The following is a 19,061-nucleotide window of genomic DNA, read 5'->3' as shown; positions in this document are numbered from 1 at the left end:
GCGGCAGCGTAATGTGGTAACAGACCCCTGCGACATTGTCCGGTATTTCACGTTCATTATGAACGGGTGTCGCACAAAAAAACCTATAACTTATTGTGTTACAAGTTATTTATTAAACTTCGCCCATAAAAAAGGCGCCTTTCTCAAGGCGCCTTTTTACTCACGCGATAACTTACTTGCGAGCCGAATCTGGCGATTTCATATAGCGGAAGAAATCGCTGTCCGGGCTGAGAACCATCACATCCTGATTGCTCTGGAAGCTATTCTCATAGGCGCGCAGGCTACGGATAAAGGCATAGAAGCCCGGATCCTGGCTAAACGCATCGGCAAACAGCTTCGCCGCATCCGCATCACCTTCACCGCGCATGATACGGCCCTGACGTTCCGCTTCAGCCAGCGTCCTGGTGACTTCATAGTCCGCCGCTGCGCGCAGCTTCTCAGCCTCTTCCTGACCCTGTGAACGATGGCGACGCGCAACCGCTTCACGCTCGGCGCGCATACGGTTGTAAATCGCTTCGGACACTTCAGCCGGCAGGTTGATCTGCTTGATGCGTACGTCGACAACTTCAATACCCAGCGCCGCCATACTGTTCGGGTTAATAACCGGCACCTTACCGTTGGTTTCCGCCGATACGCGCTCCGCCGCTTTAGCGATAGCATCGTCGGCCGCCGGCGTACTGACTTCGTCTTCTGTGCCCGCTGAACCGGAGTTCAACGCGTCACGTACTTCCAGCGTCAGACGACCGCGGGAGTCGGTGACGATATCTTTGACGTCCAGGCGACCAATTTCGGAACGCAGACGGTCAGAGAACTTACGCTTCAGCAGCACTTCGGCCTGGGAGACGTCGCCGCCGCCGGTTGCCAGATAGTAGCGGCTGAAATCGCTGATACGCCATTTGATGTAGGAGTCAACGATCAGGTCTTTCTTCTCTTTGGTGACAAAGCGATCGGCCTGGTTGTCCATGGTCTGAATACGCGCATCCAGCATTTTCACTGATTCAATAAACGGGATCTTAAAGTGCAGACCCGGCGAATAGACCAGCGGTTTGTTTTCACTATCGCGGAGAACTTTACCAAAGCGCAGCGTAATCCCACGCTCGCCTTCTTTGACGACAAAAATCGACATGTAAAGCACTACCAGCACGATGACAATTATCGCAATAACAGATTTACGCATCGTTATTCCCCCTGACGCTGGTAGTCGTTACGCTGCGCGTTAGCGCGGCGTTGGTCCATAATACTGCCGTCCGTGGTGGTCGGCGTGGTGCTGGCACTGCTTGAGCTGGATGCAGGCGGCAGACGCAGCAGATCGCTCGCGCTACTGCTACCGCTCTTTGCCGCCGGGGCACCGGCGCCTTTCAGCATCTGGTCCAGAGGCAGAACCATCAGGTTGCCGCCTTTATCGTTCACCAGCACTTTGCGGGTATGGCTCAACACTTTTTCCATGCTTTCGATATACAGACGTTCGCGGGTGATTTCCGGCGCGGCTTTATACTCCGGCAGGATCTTCGCAAAGCGCGCAACTTCACCCTGTGCTTCGAGAACGGTCTGAGTTTTGTACGCGCGCGCCTCTTCAAGGATACGCTGCGCCTGACCATTGGCTCGCGGCTGAACTTCGTTGGTGTAAGCTTCGGCTTCACGGATGTATTGCTGCTCGTTCTCACGCGCCGCAATCGCATCATCAAATGCTGCCTTCACTTCTTCCGGCGGACGCGCCGTCTGGAAGTTGACGTCCAGCAGGGTGATCCCCATGTTGTACGGACGAATCGTCTCTTCCAGCTCACGTTGGGTATCGCTACGAATAACGGTACGACCTTCGGTCAGGATGCGGTCCATCGTGTACTTGCCAATCACGCCGCGCAGGGCGCTGTCGGTCGCCTGACGCAGACTATCGTCCGCGCTGGCCACGCTAAACAGGTAGCGCTCAGGATCGGTCACTCGATACTGGACGTTCATCTCAACGCGCACGACGTTTTCATCAGACGTCAGCATGACGCCAGAAGCCGCCAGTTCACGTACCGACTCAACGTTTACCGCCTGAACGTTATCGATAAAGGTTGGCTTCCAGTTAAGACCTGGCTCAACCAGATGGCTGAATTTACCAAAGCGAGTGACCACACCACGTTCAGCTTCCTTGATGGTATAGAAACCGCTGGCAGCCCAGATAATAACCGCGGCAGCCGCCACGATGCCGACAATGCGTCCACCCATCGGGCCACGCGGTCCCTGAGAGCTGCTACCGCTCCCCTGGCCCCCTTTACCGCCGCCGAGACCGCCAAGTTTTTTACTTAACTTGCGGAAGATATCATCCAGATCGGGCGGCCCCTGCTCGCGACCGCCTTTATTGCCATTTCCCTCAGAGTTGCCGCCAGGTTTGCTGCTCCCCCACGGGTCGCGGTCCTGTCCGTTATTACCGGGCTGATTCCACGCCATGTATATGCTCCATATTTGTTTTTGATATCCCCACAGGGGTTAATATCTTCAGGCAAGCTGCAAGGTCAAATCACGTAATCAACCAGCGCTGGCTCTTGTTTACAGAGGCGACGCCAGTCAACGATCGGCATGCGCACCTGCAGACCCACGCTGCCGTCATCCTCCAGCCACTCTTTTTCTATCGCCTGAAGCTGATAGAACCGACTTCTCAGCCGCCCTTCCCGTGGCGGTAGACGCAGCGTGTGCTGCGCTACTTCACCGGAAAGCCGTTCCGTCAAAGCCTGAAAAAGCAGCGGTACGCCAACCCCGGTCTGGGCGGAGAGCCAGACCCGAATCGGTTTATTCTCTTCATCTCTGTCGATACGCGGTTCAAAATCATCCAGCATGTCGATTTTGTTCATTACCAGCAGCGTCGGGATCTCATCGGCCTCAATTTCCGCCAGTACCGTATTGACGGCATCAATGTTTTCCTGCACCCGGACATCGGCGGCATCAATCACATGCAGCAGCAGCGTCGCCTGACGCGTCTCCTGTAAAGTGGCCTTAAACGCCGCGACCAGGTCGTGCGGCAGATGGCGAATAAAGCCAACGGTATCCGCAAGTACGGTCTCGCCGACATCGGTAACATCAATGCGGCGCAGCGTCGGATCCAGCGTCGCGAACAGCTGGTTCGCAGCGTAGACCTCGGCTTCCGTTATCTGGTTGAACAGCGTTGATTTTCCGGCGTTGGTGTAGCCCACCAGCGAGACGGTTGGAATATCGGCTTTGGCTCGTGACCGCCGTCCTTGCTCACGCTGTTTTGACACTTTCTCCAGCCGCGACAGGATCTGCATGATCCGGTTGCGCAGGAGTCGACGGTCAGTTTCGAGCTGGGTTTCACCCGGGCCGCGCAAACCAATTCCGCCTTTCTGTCTTTCAAGGTGGGTCCAGCCGCGAACCAGGCGCGTAGCCATATGGCGCAGCTGTGCCAGCTCAACCTGCAATTTCCCTTCATGGGTACGCGCGCGCTGGGCAAAAATATCCAGAATAAGACCGGTGCGATCGATAACCCGGCATTCGCATAAGCGTTCCAGGTTTCGTTCCTGAGCCGGGCTCAGGGCATGATCGAACAGCACGACTGACGCGCCGGTCGCTTTTACGGCTTCCGCAATTTCGACAGCCTTACCTTCACCAACAAAATATTTTGGATGCGGTGCTTTACGGCTACCGGTAATCACCTGCATTGCTTCGACACCGGCAGAGGAGACCAGGGATTCAAACTCCTGAAGGTCTTCCATATCTTTGTCTTGCGAAAAATAGATGTGTACCAGCACCGCCTGCTCACCGGCATCATAACGGTCAAACAAGCGTAAACCCCTTATAAAATACCAGCGGGGAACACAGTTACCCGTTGTCTTTCAGGCCGCATGGACGTTGGCTTTCTTGCCCGACTCTGGCCGGGCCGCCACACGCGTCGTTCAAATCTGCCCGTGGCAAATTTGTTATTCACCCCAGTCATTTACTTACGCAAATGGCTGGGGAGTCACTACGCGCCGCCTTTCTGCAACCTGAAACGCATCGAATGAACTTGGCTCCCCGGCATGGAAAAACAGCATCAACCTTATTCGGTGTCTTCGCTGTCTTGCTGCGGCGCAGATGAACCCTGCGCGCTACCACCGTGGTGATAGTTATTTGTACCGCCGCCAGCATTATTGCTGTGGTGAGACACCGGGCGAGACGGGACAACAGTAGAAATTGCGTGCTTGTAGACCATCTGGCTGACCGTGTTTTTCAACAGGATCACGAACTGATCGAAAGACTCAATTTGCCCTTGCAGCTTAATACCATTCACCAAATAAATAGAAACCGGAACGCGTTCCCGACGCAAAGCGTTCAGGAACGGATCTTGTAAAGATTGCCCCTTAGCCATTCTCTCTTTTCCTTATATGTATGCTTGTTTTGTACTCAGAACCTGACGATTCTTAAAAAAAATTACGCACGATACCGTTTGATTGTACACGTTCAGTCCTGGCTCGCACCAACTACCTGTAATACTTTGTTGAGCGCCTGTTCAGGATGTTCACTCTCTAACCAGTAAATATCTTCCCAGCCGCGTAACCAGGTCATCTGACGTTTTGCTAACTGTCTCGTGGCGCAAACACCTCGATAAACCATTTCATCATACGGGATCTCGCCATCAAGATATGACCACATCTGGCGGTATCCGACACAACGAATGGAAGGCATATCCGTATGCAAATCTCCGCGGGCAAAAAGCGCCCGTACTTCTGCTTCAAAACCCGAAGCCAACATCTGATGAAAACGCTGTTCTATGCGTTGATGGAGCAGTTCACGGCTCGCCGGGGCGATGGCGAACTGATGCACCTGGTACGGCAGAGCGTCTCCTGACGTTTGCGTCAGTTCCGTTAAAGTTTTACCCGAAATGAAAAAAACTTCCAGTGCCCGGGAAAGTCTTTGCGGATCATTTGGATGAATACGCGCGGCGGCAACGGGATCGATCTCCTGTAGCTGCCGGTGCAACGCGTGCCACCCCTGCTCTGCTGCCTGCTGCTCAATTTTAGCCCTGACCTGCGGATCCGCCGACGGTAACGGCGACAACCCTTCCAGCAACGCTTTGAAATACAACATTGTTCCGCCAACCAGCAGCGGAATGCGCCCGGCTGCGACGATCTCCGCCATTTCAGCCAGCGCATCGCGGCGAAAATCCGCCGCGGAATAAGCCTCTGCCGGATCGCGAATGTCCAGCAGCCGATGCGGCGCAGCGCTCAGCTCCGCGGCATCTGGCTTGGCAGTGCCAATATCCATTCCTCGATAGATAAGGGCGGAATCAACACTAATCAACTCTACCGGTAAAATTTTACGCAACGCAATCGCTAAGGCGGTTTTACCGGAGGCCGTCGGGCCCATTAAAAATATTGCCTTAGGCAGGCTCGCCGTGGTGGTATCACTCATCTTTCAGGGCAGTCATCGCCGAATGTAAATCAACAGGTTGTAACAGACCACCCGGCGGCGCTTTTACCAGCTGCGGGCACAAACGTTCAACGTCGGCCAGCACGGTAATCGCCTGCGCCATATTCCACTGCGCATGTTCGCTCGCCAGATTACGCGCGATCCACTGCGCGATGTTGCCGACGTCGAATGCCTTTTGCTGCGCCAGGTAGCCTATCAGTTCAGGAATCAAGATTTGTAAATTTTGTTGTCTTAAGGGTAAAGGCACGGCGCGAACCGTCAAATGTTGCGCGTCAGACTGCAGATCGATACCCAGCGCCGCCAGCGCCGACTGCGCTTTATCCAGCGCCGCTTTCTCCGCGGCGGACGCTTTCAGCCGCAGTGGGATCAGCAGCGGCTGAGCGCACACCTCTTCAACCTCCGGCGTCAGCTGCGCCTGCCGCAGCCAGCGTTCGGCGACCGGCAGCGACAGCAGCGCCAGCTTGCCGTCTCGCTCCAGCAGCGCACAATCCCCCGCCACGATAGTCAGTACGCGGCCAAAGCTTTGACTGTGGCCGGATAGCCCGTCCGCGGCAGGCGCTGGCACGCTGCTTTTGCGTTCCACCGCCGGTGTTTCCAGCAGCTGGCGATAGAGCGCCCCCTGCTGTTTCTGATAGCCGGGCTGCGCATTCGGCCAGCTGGCGGTGCCCGCAGCAGCGGCTCCCGACGACGGGCGCGGCGTCTCGCTGCCATAGCGCGGCGCCGCGGGCTCGCGAGCCGCCGCCGGTCGGGCAAAGTGGTTCCCCCCCGCCGCCACCCGGTTTTCCGGGACCGTCGGGCGCAGCGGCTCGGCTTCATGTTCTTCCGCCAGCGGGACGTTAAGCTGCTGCTGGAGCACGCTCAATACGCCCTGATAGATAAAGTCATGCACCAGACGCGACTGGTGGAAACGAACTTCATGCTTCGCCGGGTGGACGTTAACATCCACCTGGTGCGGGTCGATCGCCAGGTAAAGCACAAATGCCGGCTGCTGGTCGGCCCCCAGCTTATCTTCGCAGGCCTGACGAATCGCATGATTGATTAAACGATCGCGCATCATGCGGCCATTGACGTAGCAATACTGAATTTCCGCCAGCGTCGGGTTGGTATGTAAAGGATCGGCCACCCAGCCGCGCAGGGTCAGATCGCCATGCTGCCACTCGATCGCCAGGGCATGTTCGAGAAACGACATACCGCAGATCGCGCCCAGCCGCCGTTCGCGCTGGCCGCCCTCAGGCACCGCACGATACTGGCGCACCGCTTTGCCGTTATGGCTGAGGTTAATGGTGACGTCGAAACGCGCCAGCGCAATGCGTCTGACGATTTCATCGATGTGGCCAAACTCGGTCTTTTCGGTGCGCATGAACTTGCGCCGCGCCGGCGTGTTGTAAAACAGATCCAGCACTTCCAGCGTGGTTCCCACCGGATGCGCCGCGGGTTTGACGGTCACCGCCTGATCGCGCCCTTCGGCGTAGGCCTGCCAGGCCTCCTGCTGCTCCGCGGTACGGGAGGTCAGCGTCAGCCGGGCGACCGAGCTGATACTGGCCAGCGCTTCACCGCGAAAACCGAGGCTGATAATCGCTTCCAGATCGTCAAGCGTGGCAATTTTACTGGTGGCATGACGGGCCAGCGCCAGTGCCAGCTCGTCCTTTTTGATCCCGCAGCCGTTATCGCGAATGCGGATAAGCTTTGCGCCGCCGCGCTCGATATCAATATCAATTCGCGTCGCGCCAGCATCGAGACTGTTTTCTACCAGCTCCTTCACCACCGACGCCGGACGTTCCACCACCTCACCTGCGGCAATCTGGTTGGCGAGCTGCGGCGGTAGAACCTGAATCGGCATGACTGACTCCTTAATTAATCAACGTCCTGCCAGGCGAAGTGGCGCTGGCGGTCTGGGCTGTCTCTCCGCGCGGTGCCGACTGAAGCGGATGTTGCGTAAAGTAGTTACGCAGACCGTTATAAATAGCTTCGGCAATCTGCTGCTGGTAATTGTCGCTCCCCAACAGACGCTCTTCCCCGGTATTGCTGATAAAGCCGGTTTCCACCAGGATCGACGGGATATCCGGCGAGCGCAATACGCCAAGGCTGGCATGCTCAGGACGCCGTTTATGCAGATCGCCCACCCGCTGCAGCTGGCTTAAGACATCCGTTGCCACATCATAGCCAACGCGCTGAGAATGCCCGAACTGTAAATCCAGCACCGCCTGGCTGAGGTAGGGATCGGACTGGCTGTTCGCCAGCACATCGCCCGCCCCGCCGAGCAGTTCAGACTGCTTCTCATGCTGTTCGAGCCAGCCGGCCATCTCGCTGTTCGCGCGACGGTTGGATAGCACCCATACCGACGCGCCGGTGGCATCGCGATTCGGTGCCGCATCGGCATGAATAGATACCAGGAAGTTAGCGTTTTGCTTACGCGCCACGTCCGAACGCCCCATCACCGAAATAAAGTAATCCCCATCGCGGGTCAACACCGGCCTGAATAGCGGATCGGCATTTAACAGCGCGCGCAGTTTGCGGGCGATGGCAATGGTGACATTCTTCTCTTTGGTACCGTTCGGTCCAATCGCGCCAGGATCCTGCCCACCGTGACCGGCATCGATGGCGATAATCACCTTATCATCCGACGCCACCGCGCGACTCACCGGGCGCGCTGTGCCCTGGCTGCTGGTCATCGCCGTTTGTCGTTCGCTACCGGACGATTTGAACGGATTGCGCGCGGGTTCAGCCGGACGTAATGGCTGCACCGGCGTTTCAACCCGTTTAGCCACCACCGGCGGCGGCGGTGGTGGCGGAGGCGGCGCATCGGCATTAATCGTGAAAACTACGGTGTAGTTTGAGCCGTTTTGCTGCTTCACCGCGCGCGTTTTACCATCTTCCGTCAGATCCACCAGCAGGCGCAGAGTCTGGGTATCCTGCGGCGTTCCCGCGCGAATACTTTTCACCAGATTGTTGCCGCTAAACAGCAGCGGCAGCCCCTGTAGCACACCGCTCTGCTTAATATCCAGCGCCACGGTACGCTTGCCCTGCGGACTGAACGAGTATTCGGGATCGCCGATAAAGCTAATCGTAATACGGGCCTGCTGATCTCCATTGGCAACCTGGATATCGGATAAACTTGCCGCTGTGGCCTGAATGCTCAACAGCATCAGCGTCGCGGCCAGCCAACTGGTTATGCGATAGATCATCCCGTTATCCTTCAGGCTAAACGCGTCAATAAAGACTCACCCAATGCAGAGACCGCCGTTACGCGCGCCTCACGCCCTTGTGCCTGATACGCAAGATGGATTTCGACATCCGGCTCAGGCAAGACACCCGCACCTTGTTGTGGCCACTCCACCAGGCAGATGGCGTCGTTAGCAAAATAATCACGGATCCCCATAAATTCGAGCTCTTCAGGGTCCGCCAGACGATACAGGTCAAAGTGGTACACCATCAGATTGTCGAGCGTGTAGGGCTCCACCAGCGTATAGGTCGGGCTTTTGACATTCCCGCGATGGCCGAGCGCGTGCAAAAAGCCGCGGCTGAAGGTCGTTTTACCCGCCCCTAAATCGCCATACAGATAGATAACCGTCGCGCCAGTACAGGCCTGCGCAATACGGTCACCAAGGTCTAAAGTTGCCTGCTCATCGGCTAAAGGAATCACTCGGTTAATCATGGTTCAGGTCAATCACATCCGGGTTAACAACACGCCTGAGCGTGGAAAAGAGATCGGTCGCCAGCATCCCGCGGCTGCCATAACGGGCAGCCAGGCGATCAGCGGCTTCACCATGCGCCACACAGCCGGCGCAGGCAGCATCATACGGCGTCAGCCGTTGTCCTGACAGCGCGGCGATAATACCGGTCAGCACATCGCCCATTCCGCCGCTGGCCATCCCGGCATTGCCGGCATCGATAATACCCATCTCGCCTGCTTCGCTGGCCACTACCGTGCCCGCGCCTTTCAGCACGACCACACCTCCGTACCGTTTTACCAGACGTTGCGCAGAAAGTAAGCGATCGCTTTCAATTTCTGCTACGTTGCAGTTCAACATACGGGCGGCTTCACCGGGGTGCGGCGTCAGCACACGATTGTGACGTTTATCGGGATTGATTGCCAGCAGGTTCAACGCATCCGCATCCCATACCATCGGCTTGCGACAATCCCGTACCTGGCGCAGCGCCTGGGCTCCCCATTCGCGTTGTCCAAGGCCGGGGCCAATCGCCACCACATCGGCCCATTGCAGACTGTCATCAACACTCTGCGTCGTCAGCTCGTGGACCATTAATTCAGGTCTGGCGGCGACAACAGGGGCAATGTTTTCTCTGTGAGTGAGCACTCGCACCAAACCCGCGCCTGCGCGTAATGCCGCTTCGCCAGCCATGCGGATGGCGCCGGCGGTACCGCGATCGCCGCCGATAATCACCAGCTTACCGTGATCGCCCTTATGCGATGTCGGACGCCTGGGAGGGAGCCAGTCGGCCAGCTGTGACGCATCGAAACGCCGTAGCGGCACCGTCTGCGCGGCCAGCCAGTTTTCGAGTCCCAGCGCGTGGTAGTACAGGCGGCCAACCACATCCCGGGCTTTACCCGTCAGCAGCCCGGGCTTGAGGCCGATAAAGGTGATTGTGCAGGCCGCATCTATCACCGCGCCGGGGGTGCTACCGGTTTGCGCATTGAGTCCCGAGGGGATATCCAGCGCCAAAACCGGCGCAGGATGCGCATTCGCACGCTGGATTAAGGTCGCGATATTTTCCCGTGGAGCGCTATGCAGCCCGGTGCCAAGCAGCCCGTCGATAATCAGAGAGATATCCTGTGGCCAGGGAATATCCGCGGCGTGAATGGTGCCACCGGCGCTCAGCCACGCATCACGCGCGGCGCGGGCTTCTTCCGGCAGCGGTTTTTCGCTCTCAAGGGCCAGCAGCGTGACGGCGATGCCGTCGGCCTGCGCCAGGCGTGCCACCACGTAGCCGTCACCACCGTTATTGCCATGACCGCAGAGGATAAGCCAGTGCCGGCTGGCAGGATAGTCGGCTCGCGCCCGCTGAAAAGCCGCTTCCCCGGCCCGCATCATCAGCTCAAACAGCGTCAGGCCCAGACTGTCCGCCGCCGCTTTTTCCGCGCACCGCAGCGCATCCGCCGGCCAGATGAAGTGTGGTATACTTACAGGGTTTTTCGTCATTGTATGGTCCATCATGTCTCAGCCCCTCGATCTCAATAAGTTAGCGCAGCAAATCAAGCAATGGGGCACTGAACTGGGGTTCCAGCAGGTCGGGATTACCGATACCGATCTCAGCGCCAGCGAACCTAAACTGCAGGCATGGCTGGATAAACAATACCACGGCGAGATGGAATGGATGGCGCGTCACGGCATGATGCGCGCCCGTCCCCATGAGCTCCAGCCCGGTACGTTACGCGTGATCAGCGTGCGGATGAACTATCTCCCCGCCAACGCCGCTTTTGCCCGCACCCTGAAAGATCCCTCGCTGGGTTACGTCAGCCGGTATGCCCTCGGGCGTGATTATCATAAGCTGTTGCGTAACCGCCTGAAAAAACTTGGAGAGCTGATTCAGGAACAGTGTACTTCGCTCAATTTTAGACCGTTTGTCGATTCCGCGCCCATTCTGGAGCGCCCTTTGGCGGAAAAAGCGGGGCTTGGCTGGACCGGCAAGCACTCGCTGATTCTTAACCGCGATGCCGGATCGTTCTTTTTTCTCGGCGAACTGCTCGTTGATATTCCGCTGCCCATCGACAGCCCGGTGACGGAAGAGTGCGGCCGTTGCGTGGCCTGCATGACTATCTGCCCCACCGGCGCGATTGTCGAACCCTATACCGTTGATGCCCGCCGCTGTATCTCTTATCTGACCATTGAGCTGGAAGGGGCCATTCCCGAGGAGCTTCGCCCGCTTATCGGTAACCGCATCTACGGCTGCGATGACTGCCAGCTGATTTGCCCGTGGAACCGCTTCTCGCAGTTAACCGACGAAGCGGATTTCAGCCCACGCCAGGCGCTACATGCGCCGCCGCTGATAGAACTGTTTGCCTGGAGCGAGGCGCATTTTCTGAAGGTGACGGAGGGTTCTGCCATCCGCCGGATTGGCCATCTGCGCTGGCTACGCAATATTGCCGTCGCATTGGGCAATGCGGCCTGGGATGAGGCGCACCTTACCGCGCTGGAAAGTCGCCGAGGTGAGCACCCACTACTCGATGAACACATTGAGTGGGCGGTGGCGCAACAAATTGACAAACGCAATGCCAACGTCGTTGAAGTGCAACTGCCGAAGAAACAGCGTCTGGTCCGGGTGATTGAGAAAGGGTTGCCGAGAGATGCCTGATTCATTCACAGGCTGTGAATAAAAACAAAAACACATTGCGTTTCAACACGCAGACGTTCGTCAAGTGATCGCATTAACACTTTGGAATGAAATTTTATTATTAAATATCAAATAGATATATTTATATCATTCAAAAACTGAAGTTTTTCGACGTCAGACGGCGAGAGTTTAACCTGTGGATAACTCTGTTTACAGTATTTTTCTTTCGACAGTGGAAAGCATCCCCTGTGCGACTTTGCACTGTGGATAAACTCAATTCGTGGAGAGATGCGGATGCTGGAAATAAACGGGCTGTTTGTCTCTAACCTTTTGATTTCATGATATTTTTTGAAATACGGACGGCAGAGAGGTAAGGATTATGGACTAGCTTCACGCGGATAGCAAGCCTTACGCCAGAAAAATTTCCCTCCAGGCGGATACCCCGCGCGACAGGCCCCACCGCAGCAGCAAATCCAGAAGCGACGGATGCAGTCCCTGTCGTCGATAGAAAACCCGCTTAATTGTTCAAAAAATAAACTTGCAATATTCGTTTTCCTCCACCTATATTGTATCCACTGGATACAATATAGGGAATGCACAATGCCGTCACCGCAACTCAACAACGACATCGGTTACCAGCTACAGCTCGCGACGTTGACGTCCAATCACGAGGCAAGGCAGGAGCTGGTCGATCTACAACTGACCCCCGCTCGCGTCACCGCCCTGGTCCATATTCGCGAACAACCAGGCTGCGATCAGACTGAGCTAGGCCAGCGGCTGCTCGTTAATCGCGCGGCAGGGATGAAGATAGCAAACGCACTCGCTGAAGCCGGTCTGATCGAGCGCAGTGAAGGGCGCGATCGTCGCAGCCGCGGCCTGACTCTGACGCCGCACGGAAAACAGGTGCTCACCGATGCCACCCACCGGCTTGCGCGAGCCAGCGATCGAACCTGTCAAGGTTTGACCGCAGAGGAGCGTGAGCAACTGCTGCACCTGCTCCAGAAACTCAATGCCTCAAGACCGTCGGAGGTGGCTCAATCCCCGGAGACTGAGGATGTATCCACCCCCCTTCCCAGCTTGCCGTAACAGGAGAGAACGCTATGAACGAGAAAGATGTCGTGTCGGTCCGTATCGAAGATCGTATCGCCTGGGTCGATTTCGCCCGCCCCGACAAGCGCAATGCCATGAGTCCAACGCTCAACCGCCGCATGATGGAAGTACTTGATGAAATTGAATTCGACGATCGGATCGGGGTGCTTGTACTCGGTGGTGAGGGGTCGGCCTGGTCTGCGGGAATGGATCTGAAGGAGTACTTCAGGGAAACCGAAGCTCAGGGGCTGCGCGGCACCCGGCAGTCCCAGCGTGAGTCCTACGGCTGGTTCCGCCGTCTGCGTTGGTTTCAGAAACCGACCATCGCGATGGTTAACGGCTGGTGCTTCGGCGGCGGCTTTGGTCCCCTGTTCGCATGCGACCTTGCCATCGCGGCCGATGAAGCCCAGTTCGGCTTATCGGAAATCAACTGGGGAATTTTGCCCGGCGGTGGCGTCACCAAAGTCGCGGTAGAACTGCTCCCGTTTCGCGACGCGATGTGGTTGACCCTCACAGGAGAACGAATCGACGGCAGGAAGGCGGCCGAATGGCGATTGGTCAATGAAAGCGTACCGCTGGAACAGCTGAAGGAACGTACCCGCGAGGTTGCCGAACTGCTGTTGAAGAAAAACCCTATCACACTCAAGTACGCCAAGGATGCGGTACGCCGCGTCGGCGCCATGACCTACGACGAGGCGGAAGACTACCTGGTTCGCCTGCAGGAAGCGGCCAACAGCTTCGACCCTGATGGCCGCAAGGAAGGTATTCGCCAGTTCATTGATGAGAAGAGTTACAAGCCGGGGCTCGGCGGCTACGACGTGAGCAGAAACAAACCGGGGTAATACCGTCTACCGCAGGTGTCCAGAAACCTGCGGGTGCAGAAGCCTGGCGACGCGTCGCCAGCCCATGCCTGTGGTTCAATAATGAGGATCTCAGCACCATGTTTCTACCCGATGATTCAATTTCGCTACATGCGCGCCTCTCCCCGACCCGGTTGGCAGCGCGCGATCTAAGCACTGGACAAACATGGACCTATGCTGACCTCAATGGCCTCACCGATCTGCTGGCAGCACAACTACGTGAACGGGGTTGCCAGCCCGGCGATCGGGTGGCGGTTCTGGCGCGGAATTCCGTTTCACTGGTCGCCCTCCACTTTGCCTGTTCGCGTGTCGGGGCCATCTATGCCCCGCTGAACTGGCGACTCAACGATAGCGAACTCCAGTCGCTGATAGCGCTTGCTGAACCCCGGCTGCTGCTGGGTGACGACATGGCTGCACGCTTTCCCGCCGCCATTGCGCTGGACAGTTTCGTGCGCGAAGCCAGCTTACGAGCGCCCTTAGCGCAGGGCTTTGCGTCCGGGCCCGATCGCCTCAGCGTGCTGCTGTTTACTTCCGGGACTTCAGGCCAGCCTAAGGGCGTAATGCTGACCGAAGACAATCTACGGCAGAGCGCGATCAATTTCAGCGCCTGTACCCGGGTAGGGCCCGATAGCTGCTTTTTATGCGATGCCCCAATGTTCCACGTCATTGGCCTGGTCATCAATATCCGATCCGCGCTTATGCATGGCGGTTCCATCCTTGTGTCAAATGGATTCGAGCCGGAACGGACCCTGAACTGGCTGTCGGACCCGCAGCTTGCTGTCAGTCATTATGTTGGCGTCCCACAAATGATGGAGGCATTCCGCAGCCAGCCCCAGTTCGACCCGGCCCCATTACGCCGCCTGACGGCTGTGGTGACCGGTGGCGCCCCCCACCCGGTCAACAGCCTCGTCGCCTGGCTGGACGACGGCGTAGCAATGGTACCCGGCTTTGGCATGAGTGAAGCCGGAACGGTATTCGGCATGTCGGTCGAGAAAGAGGTCATTCGCACCCGCCCTGGCTCCGTCGGCTTGCCAGGACCGACTGTTCAGACGCGTATTGTCGACATTGACGGGCATGACTGCCCGCCCGGAACGCCCGGCGAATTATGGCTACGCGGTCCTAATCTTTTTTCCGGTTACTGGCGGGATGCGCAAGCCACCGACAGGGCGTTTGATGCCCATGGCTGGTTTGCCACTGGCGACGTTGTTCTGTGCGATGAAGAGGGCTTTTTCTGGATTGTCGATCGCAAGAAGGACATGTACATCTCCGGCGGAGAAAACGTCTACCCGGCCGAAATCGAGAGGGTACTGGCACAATACCCGGCTATCGCCCAATGCGCGGTCGTCGGCGTACCCGATCCCCAGTGGGGAGAGGCCGGGTATCTGGCGGTCGTTGCCGCACAGCCCGAATTACGGGAAGACGAGGTGCGAGCGTTTCTGAGCGCACGTCTGGCCCGCTACAAGATCCCCCGATATATCCAGATCGTAGCCGAACTCCCGCGCACGGCGACCGGAAAACTGCAGAGAGCGCGGCTCAGAGAATTGTTCCGCAACGCGGAACATTGACGCCGACACCAGATCGGCCACCACGCCTCAGGAGGATTCTGTCATGCAACAAGCAGCCTGCCGCCGCTCAATACGGTCCATGATACCTCACCCGCATGTCTGGTTACCGTCAGCGCTGGCGCCCTGCCCGGCGCTTGCCCAGGACGTCCCGCAGTCCGTCTCCATGCCGACGGGTATCAACACAGGAGGGACCAGTTTTCTGGATGGCTTCACCCGCACTACGCCTGGCTGGGGAATGGCCCTTTACCTGCGGCATACCCATGCGAATGCGATCAAAGACCGCGATGGCAAAGACTCTCCCGCGTTTCGCGATCCCCGGATCGACGTCACGGCAGGTCAGGTCCAGTTCATCTACGCCAGCGATCGCAAAATCTTCGGCGGAGTGCTCGGTCTGAATATGATCGGCACCCTGGTGAATCTGGACAGTTCATTTGCCCATGACAGTCCGGCGAAGCTCAGCGATAACGGTTTCGGGGTCGGAGACTTCACTTTCGGCCCTTACATTCAGATGTTACCGGTGATGCGCGACGGAAGGCCGGTGTTTTCACAGCGTTTCGAACTCAGCGCTATTGCACCGGTCGGTAGCTTCGATCGTAGCCGCAACCTCAACCAGAGTTCCGGACAGTGGTCGGCATCGGCAGTGTGGGCCATGACCGTACTGCCCACACCGGAGTGGGAACTGAGTACCCGTCTCAACTACATCTACAATTTCCGTACCAGCAAGGCCGCGAATGTACCGGAACTCAACGGATTTCGCTTTCACAACGGTCAGCGCGTGCAGGGAACGCGCCAGAGCGGGTTCTAGCTGGGGCCGGGGGCGTCGTGGAAGTGGAAGAGCGGTGATCTCCTTAACGTCAATCTGTATTTCCCGATAGAGGTCAAAAACGCCAGCGCGGGTAGCAGCCTGAACGTGCAGTACATTCATACCTTTTAAAAAATGGCGCTGCGATCGGCGCATACAGGTCAATCATACGATCCGTGGACAGAGGCTTCCCGTCTGGAAGGGTTACTGGCCACCTGTTTAAAACTGGAGCTATCAGCATGAATCAGCACGCCCTTACCATCGTTAATGTTGCCCGCTGGAACGGATGCCTTTTCAACGGCGAGTGGATTGCCTCAGCGTCCGGTACGCTGCAGGTGCAAGAGCCCGCTACCGGACAGCCTCTGCATGTTGTCGGACGCGCCGGGGCCGAAGAGGTCGCAACTGCCGTTATCGCGGCTCGCGCGGCGCAACGAGACTGGGCGGCCACACCGCCGCGTGAACGCGCGGCGGTCATGCTGCGTGCCGCCCAGGCCCTCGACGCCGAACGCGCAGAAATTGCCGCCTTAATTGCGCGGGAGACCGGCGGGGTTTTCGCCAAGGGTCAGCTGGAGGTTGCCGAAGCCATCGTCCAGTTCCAGAAAGCGGCCGCCATTCCGCTGCAACCATCAGGGGAGGTCCTACCGAGCCGATCGGGGCGGCTGAGTCTCGCGCGACGCCTGCCGCTTGGCGTGGTTGGCGTGATCTCACCTTTCAACTTCCCGCTGGTATTGGGTCTACGCTCCGTCGCGCCAGCGCTGGCGCTTGGCAACGCGGTGATTCTCAAACCGGACCCCCGCACCCCCTTCAGCGGCGGCGTCGCGATCGCCGCTGCGCTGGAGCAGGCCGGACTGCCCAAAGGGCTGCTGCATATGCTGCCCGGCGCAGCCGATGCCGGACAAGCGCTTGTGGAGGCCCCTGGGGTCCCGATGATTGCCTTTACCGGCTCAACGGCGGCAGGACGCAAGATCGGTGAACTCGCCGGTCGCCACCTGAAGAAGGTTTCGCTGGAGCTGGGGGGGAAAAATTCGCTGATCGTTCTTGATGATGCGGATATCGATCGCGCGGCATCAGCGGTGGCGTTTGGCGGATGGTTCCATCAAGGGCAGATCTGTATGGCTACCGGTCGCGTCCTTGTACAGCGCTCGCTGGCTGCTGAACTCACCCGCCGCCTGGTCGAAAAAGCCTGTCGATTATCCGTTGGCGATCCTGCGACAAGCCAGGCTGCGCTCGGCCCAGTCATCGATAAACGTCAGCTCGAACATGTGGTTGAGGTGGTTCGTGATTCTGTCGCGCAGGGGGCGGTGGTTGAGGCGGGCGGCACGTATGAAGGCTTATTTTACCTGCCAACGGTGTTGTCGGGAGTGGCTCCCGGCGTGCGGGCCTATCAGGAAGAGGTGTTTGGGCCTGTCGTCAGCGTTATCCCGTTTGATACCGATGAGGAAGCCATCGCGCTGGCCAACGACACTGAATATGGTCTGTCCGTCGGCATTCTTTCCGGCTCGGTCGGGCGTGCTCTGGCGCTGAGCGAACGTCTGAATACCGGCTTGCTGCATATCAACGACCAGACCGTTGTTGACGAAGTGGTTAACCCCTTCGGCGGCAGCGGTGCCTCCGGTAATGGTACCAGCGTCGGCGGGAGCTCGGATCTTGATCTCTATACCCACTGGCAATGGGTCACGATCCAGGACCAGATCCCACAATATCCGTTCTGACCTGAACCAGGAGACATGTTTATGCCTGACATCCTTGCTGCCGTCGCCCGCATGCCGGGCGGCGAACTGTCGCTGGAAACCCTCTCTATCGACGAGCCTCGCGCCAATGAGATCCTCGTACGAGTGGTGGCCACTGGCGTTTGTCATACCGATCTGGTTGCTCGCGATCGGCAATTACCGGTCCCCTTCCCGGTGGTCCTCGGTCATGAGGGCGCCGGCATTGTCGAGAAGACCGGCAGCGCGGTGAGCAAAGTCGCGCCCGGCGATCCGGTCGTCATGACCTTTGCTTCCTGCGGTCACTGCCCGAGTTGTCTGGATCATGCCACGGCCTATTGTCACCAGTTCTTTCCACGGAACTTCTTCGCCGTCCGCCCGGATGGCAGCACGACTCTGTCGGCCGCAGGCGAGAAGATACACGGAAATTTCTTTGGTCAATCTTCCTTCGCGACATTCGCCATCTGCGATGAGCGCAATATCGTCAAGGTCCCCGCCGATGTGCCGCTGGAACTCCTTGGTCCCCTGGCCTGTGGGATTCAGACGGGTGCCGGTTCAATCCTCAATGTATTGCGCCCTCAGGCCGGAGAACGCATTGCGGTGTTCGGCGTCGGTTCCGTCGGTTTAAGTGCGATTATGGCCTGTCGGCTGGTTGGCGCAGGCACAATCATCGCTGTAGACCGGCATGACAGCCGTCTCGCCTTAGCGAGGGAACTGGGGGCGACCCACACGATCAACGGCGGTGACAAGGATGCCGATGAAGAGATCCGCGCCATTACCGGCTACGGTGTGGATTATGCGCTGGATACCACCGGCAACGCGCTTGTCGTACGCCAGGCCGTCGAATCACTGGCTCCGCGTGGAGTCTGCGGCATTGTCGGCGCATCAAACCAGGAAGTCACCTTAGACCTGACCCGGCTGATGTCGGCAGGTCGCAGCGTGCGGGGCATCGTTGAGGGAGAAAGTACCCCGGACGTCCTTATCCCTCGCCTGATCGATCTTTACCGCCAGGGGCGTTTTCCGTTCGATAAGCTGGTGACGTTCTACCCGTTCGAACAGATCAATCAGGCTATCCACGATTCCGAACGAGGCGTAACGGTCAAGGCTATCGTTCGCATGCCATCCTGTTTCACGCAAGCGGTGCCGACGCATCGGTGTTGATGAGCTTAAAAATGGATGGTAAATATCACAGGAACAGGGGTTTTTAGTCGACGCAGCATGGATGAAAAAAGGCGTGATGCTCTGTTTCCAGTGGCTTATGGATCGTGTGGAATTTTATGGAAGTAAATCTGGAGCGGGAAACGAGACTCGAACTCGCGACCCCGACCTTGGCAAGGTCGTGCTC

16 protein-coding genes are annotated in these 19,061 nt (G+C 57.8%); 7 read left to right on the top strand and 9 right to left on the bottom strand.

The genetic code is table 11. The annotated features are described in order from the left end of the window. Positions 1-172: 172 nt before the first annotated feature. From hflC to nnr, 9 genes are all read right to left on the bottom strand, one after another. A complete protein-coding gene (hflC, locus tag CWM52_RS19210) occupies positions 173-1,177 on the bottom strand; it encodes a protease modulator HflC (RefSeq protein ID WP_100685559.1) in 1,005 nt (334 codons plus the stop codon). 2 nt (positions 1,178-1,179) lie between these two features. Further along, a complete protein-coding gene (hflK, locus tag CWM52_RS19205; protein ID WP_100685558.1) occupies positions 1,180-2,433 on the bottom strand; it encodes an FtsH protease activity modulator HflK in 1,254 nt (417 codons plus the stop codon). Positions 2,434-2,498: 65 nt separating this feature from the next. Continuing rightward, positions 2,499-3,779 carry a ribosome rescue GTPase HflX gene (gene hflX / locus CWM52_RS19200; RefSeq protein WP_100685557.1) on the bottom strand — a complete coding sequence of 427 codons (1,281 nt, stop codon included), beginning with the start codon at positions 3,777-3,779 and terminating at the stop codon, positions 2,499-2,501. Positions 3,780-4,033: 254 nt separating this feature from the next. Further along, positions 4,034-4,342 (bottom strand): RNA chaperone Hfq, encoded by a 309-nt coding sequence (hfq, locus tag CWM52_RS19195; RefSeq protein WP_100685556.1) that lies wholly within the window; start codon positions 4,340-4,342, stop codon positions 4,034-4,036. A gap of 92 nt (positions 4,343-4,434) precedes the next feature. Next, positions 4,435-5,385 carry a tRNA (adenosine(37)-N6)-dimethylallyltransferase MiaA gene (gene miaA, locus CWM52_RS19190; RefSeq protein WP_100685555.1) on the bottom strand — a complete coding sequence of 317 codons (951 nt, stop codon included), beginning with the start codon at positions 5,383-5,385 and terminating at the stop codon, positions 4,435-4,437. Further along, the gene (gene mutL, locus CWM52_RS19185) at positions 5,378-7,243 is read right to left on the bottom strand and encodes a DNA mismatch repair endonuclease MutL (protein WP_100685554.1); all 1,866 of its coding nucleotides are present in this window, start codon (positions 7,241-7,243) and stop codon (positions 5,378-5,380) included. Before mutL ends, miaA begins: the two co-directional genes overlap by 8 nt. 10 nt (positions 7,244-7,253) lie before the next feature. Further along, on the bottom strand, positions 7,254-8,588 hold the full coding sequence (amiB, locus tag CWM52_RS19180; protein WP_100685553.1) for an N-acetylmuramoyl-L-alanine amidase AmiB: 1,335 nt from the start codon (positions 8,586-8,588) through the stop codon (positions 7,254-7,256). A gap of 11 nt (positions 8,589-8,599) precedes the next feature. Continuing rightward, a complete protein-coding gene (tsaE, locus tag CWM52_RS19175) occupies positions 8,600-9,058 on the bottom strand; it encodes a tRNA (adenosine(37)-N6)-threonylcarbamoyltransferase complex ATPase subunit type 1 TsaE (RefSeq protein WP_100685552.1) in 459 nt (152 codons plus the stop codon). Beyond that, entirely contained in the window at positions 9,051-10,562 is a 1,512-nt protein-coding gene (gene nnr, locus CWM52_RS19170) for a bifunctional ADP-dependent NAD(P)H-hydrate dehydratase/NAD(P)H-hydrate epimerase (protein WP_165785417.1), read from the bottom strand. Before nnr ends, tsaE begins: the two co-directional genes overlap by 8 nt. A gap of 13 nt (positions 10,563-10,575) precedes the next feature. On the opposite strand from nnr, the gene queG reads away from it, so the two are divergent. From queG to CWM52_RS19135, 7 genes are all read left to right on the top strand, one after another. Then, positions 10,576-11,715, top strand: coding sequence for a tRNA epoxyqueuosine(34) reductase QueG (gene queG / locus CWM52_RS19165; protein ID WP_100685550.1), 1,140 nt, complete (start codon positions 10,576-10,578; stop codon positions 11,713-11,715). A 579-nt stretch (positions 11,716-12,294) separates the two neighbouring features. Continuing rightward, complete coding sequence (locus tag CWM52_RS19160; RefSeq protein ID WP_100685596.1) at positions 12,295-12,780, top strand: MarR family winged helix-turn-helix transcriptional regulator; 486 nt, start codon at positions 12,295-12,297, stop codon at positions 12,778-12,780. Positions 12,781-12,794: 14 nt separating this feature from the next. Beyond that, positions 12,795-13,625, top strand: a complete 831-nt coding sequence (locus tag CWM52_RS19155; protein WP_100685549.1) for a p-hydroxycinnamoyl CoA hydratase/lyase — start codon at positions 12,795-12,797, stop codon at positions 13,623-13,625. Between the two features lie 98 nt (positions 13,626-13,723). Continuing rightward, positions 13,724-15,208 carry an AMP-binding protein gene (locus CWM52_RS19150; protein ID WP_100685548.1) on the top strand — a complete coding sequence of 495 codons (1,485 nt, stop codon included), beginning with the start codon at positions 13,724-13,726 and terminating at the stop codon, positions 15,206-15,208. A gap of 43 nt (positions 15,209-15,251) precedes the next feature. Continuing rightward, entirely contained in the window at positions 15,252-16,013 is a 762-nt protein-coding gene (locus CWM52_RS19145; RefSeq protein WP_206057727.1) for a SphA family protein, read from the top strand. Positions 16,014-16,249: 236 nt separating this feature from the next. Continuing rightward, positions 16,250-17,722 carry a benzaldehyde dehydrogenase gene (locus CWM52_RS19140; protein ID WP_100685547.1) on the top strand — a complete coding sequence of 491 codons (1,473 nt, stop codon included), beginning with the start codon at positions 16,250-16,252 and terminating at the stop codon, positions 17,720-17,722. 21 nt (positions 17,723-17,743) lie between these two features. Beyond that, a complete protein-coding gene (locus CWM52_RS19135; RefSeq protein WP_100685595.1) occupies positions 17,744-18,877 on the top strand; it encodes an NAD(P)-dependent alcohol dehydrogenase in 1,134 nt (377 codons plus the stop codon). Positions 18,878-19,061: the final 184 nt, after the last annotated feature.

It is taken from the genome of Raoultella sp. T31, assembly GCF_002806725.1.
Classification (GTDB): Bacteria; Pseudomonadota; Gammaproteobacteria; order Enterobacterales; family Enterobacteriaceae; genus Klebsiella; species Klebsiella electrica.
This window is presented reverse-complemented; position numbering and strand designations above follow the sequence as displayed.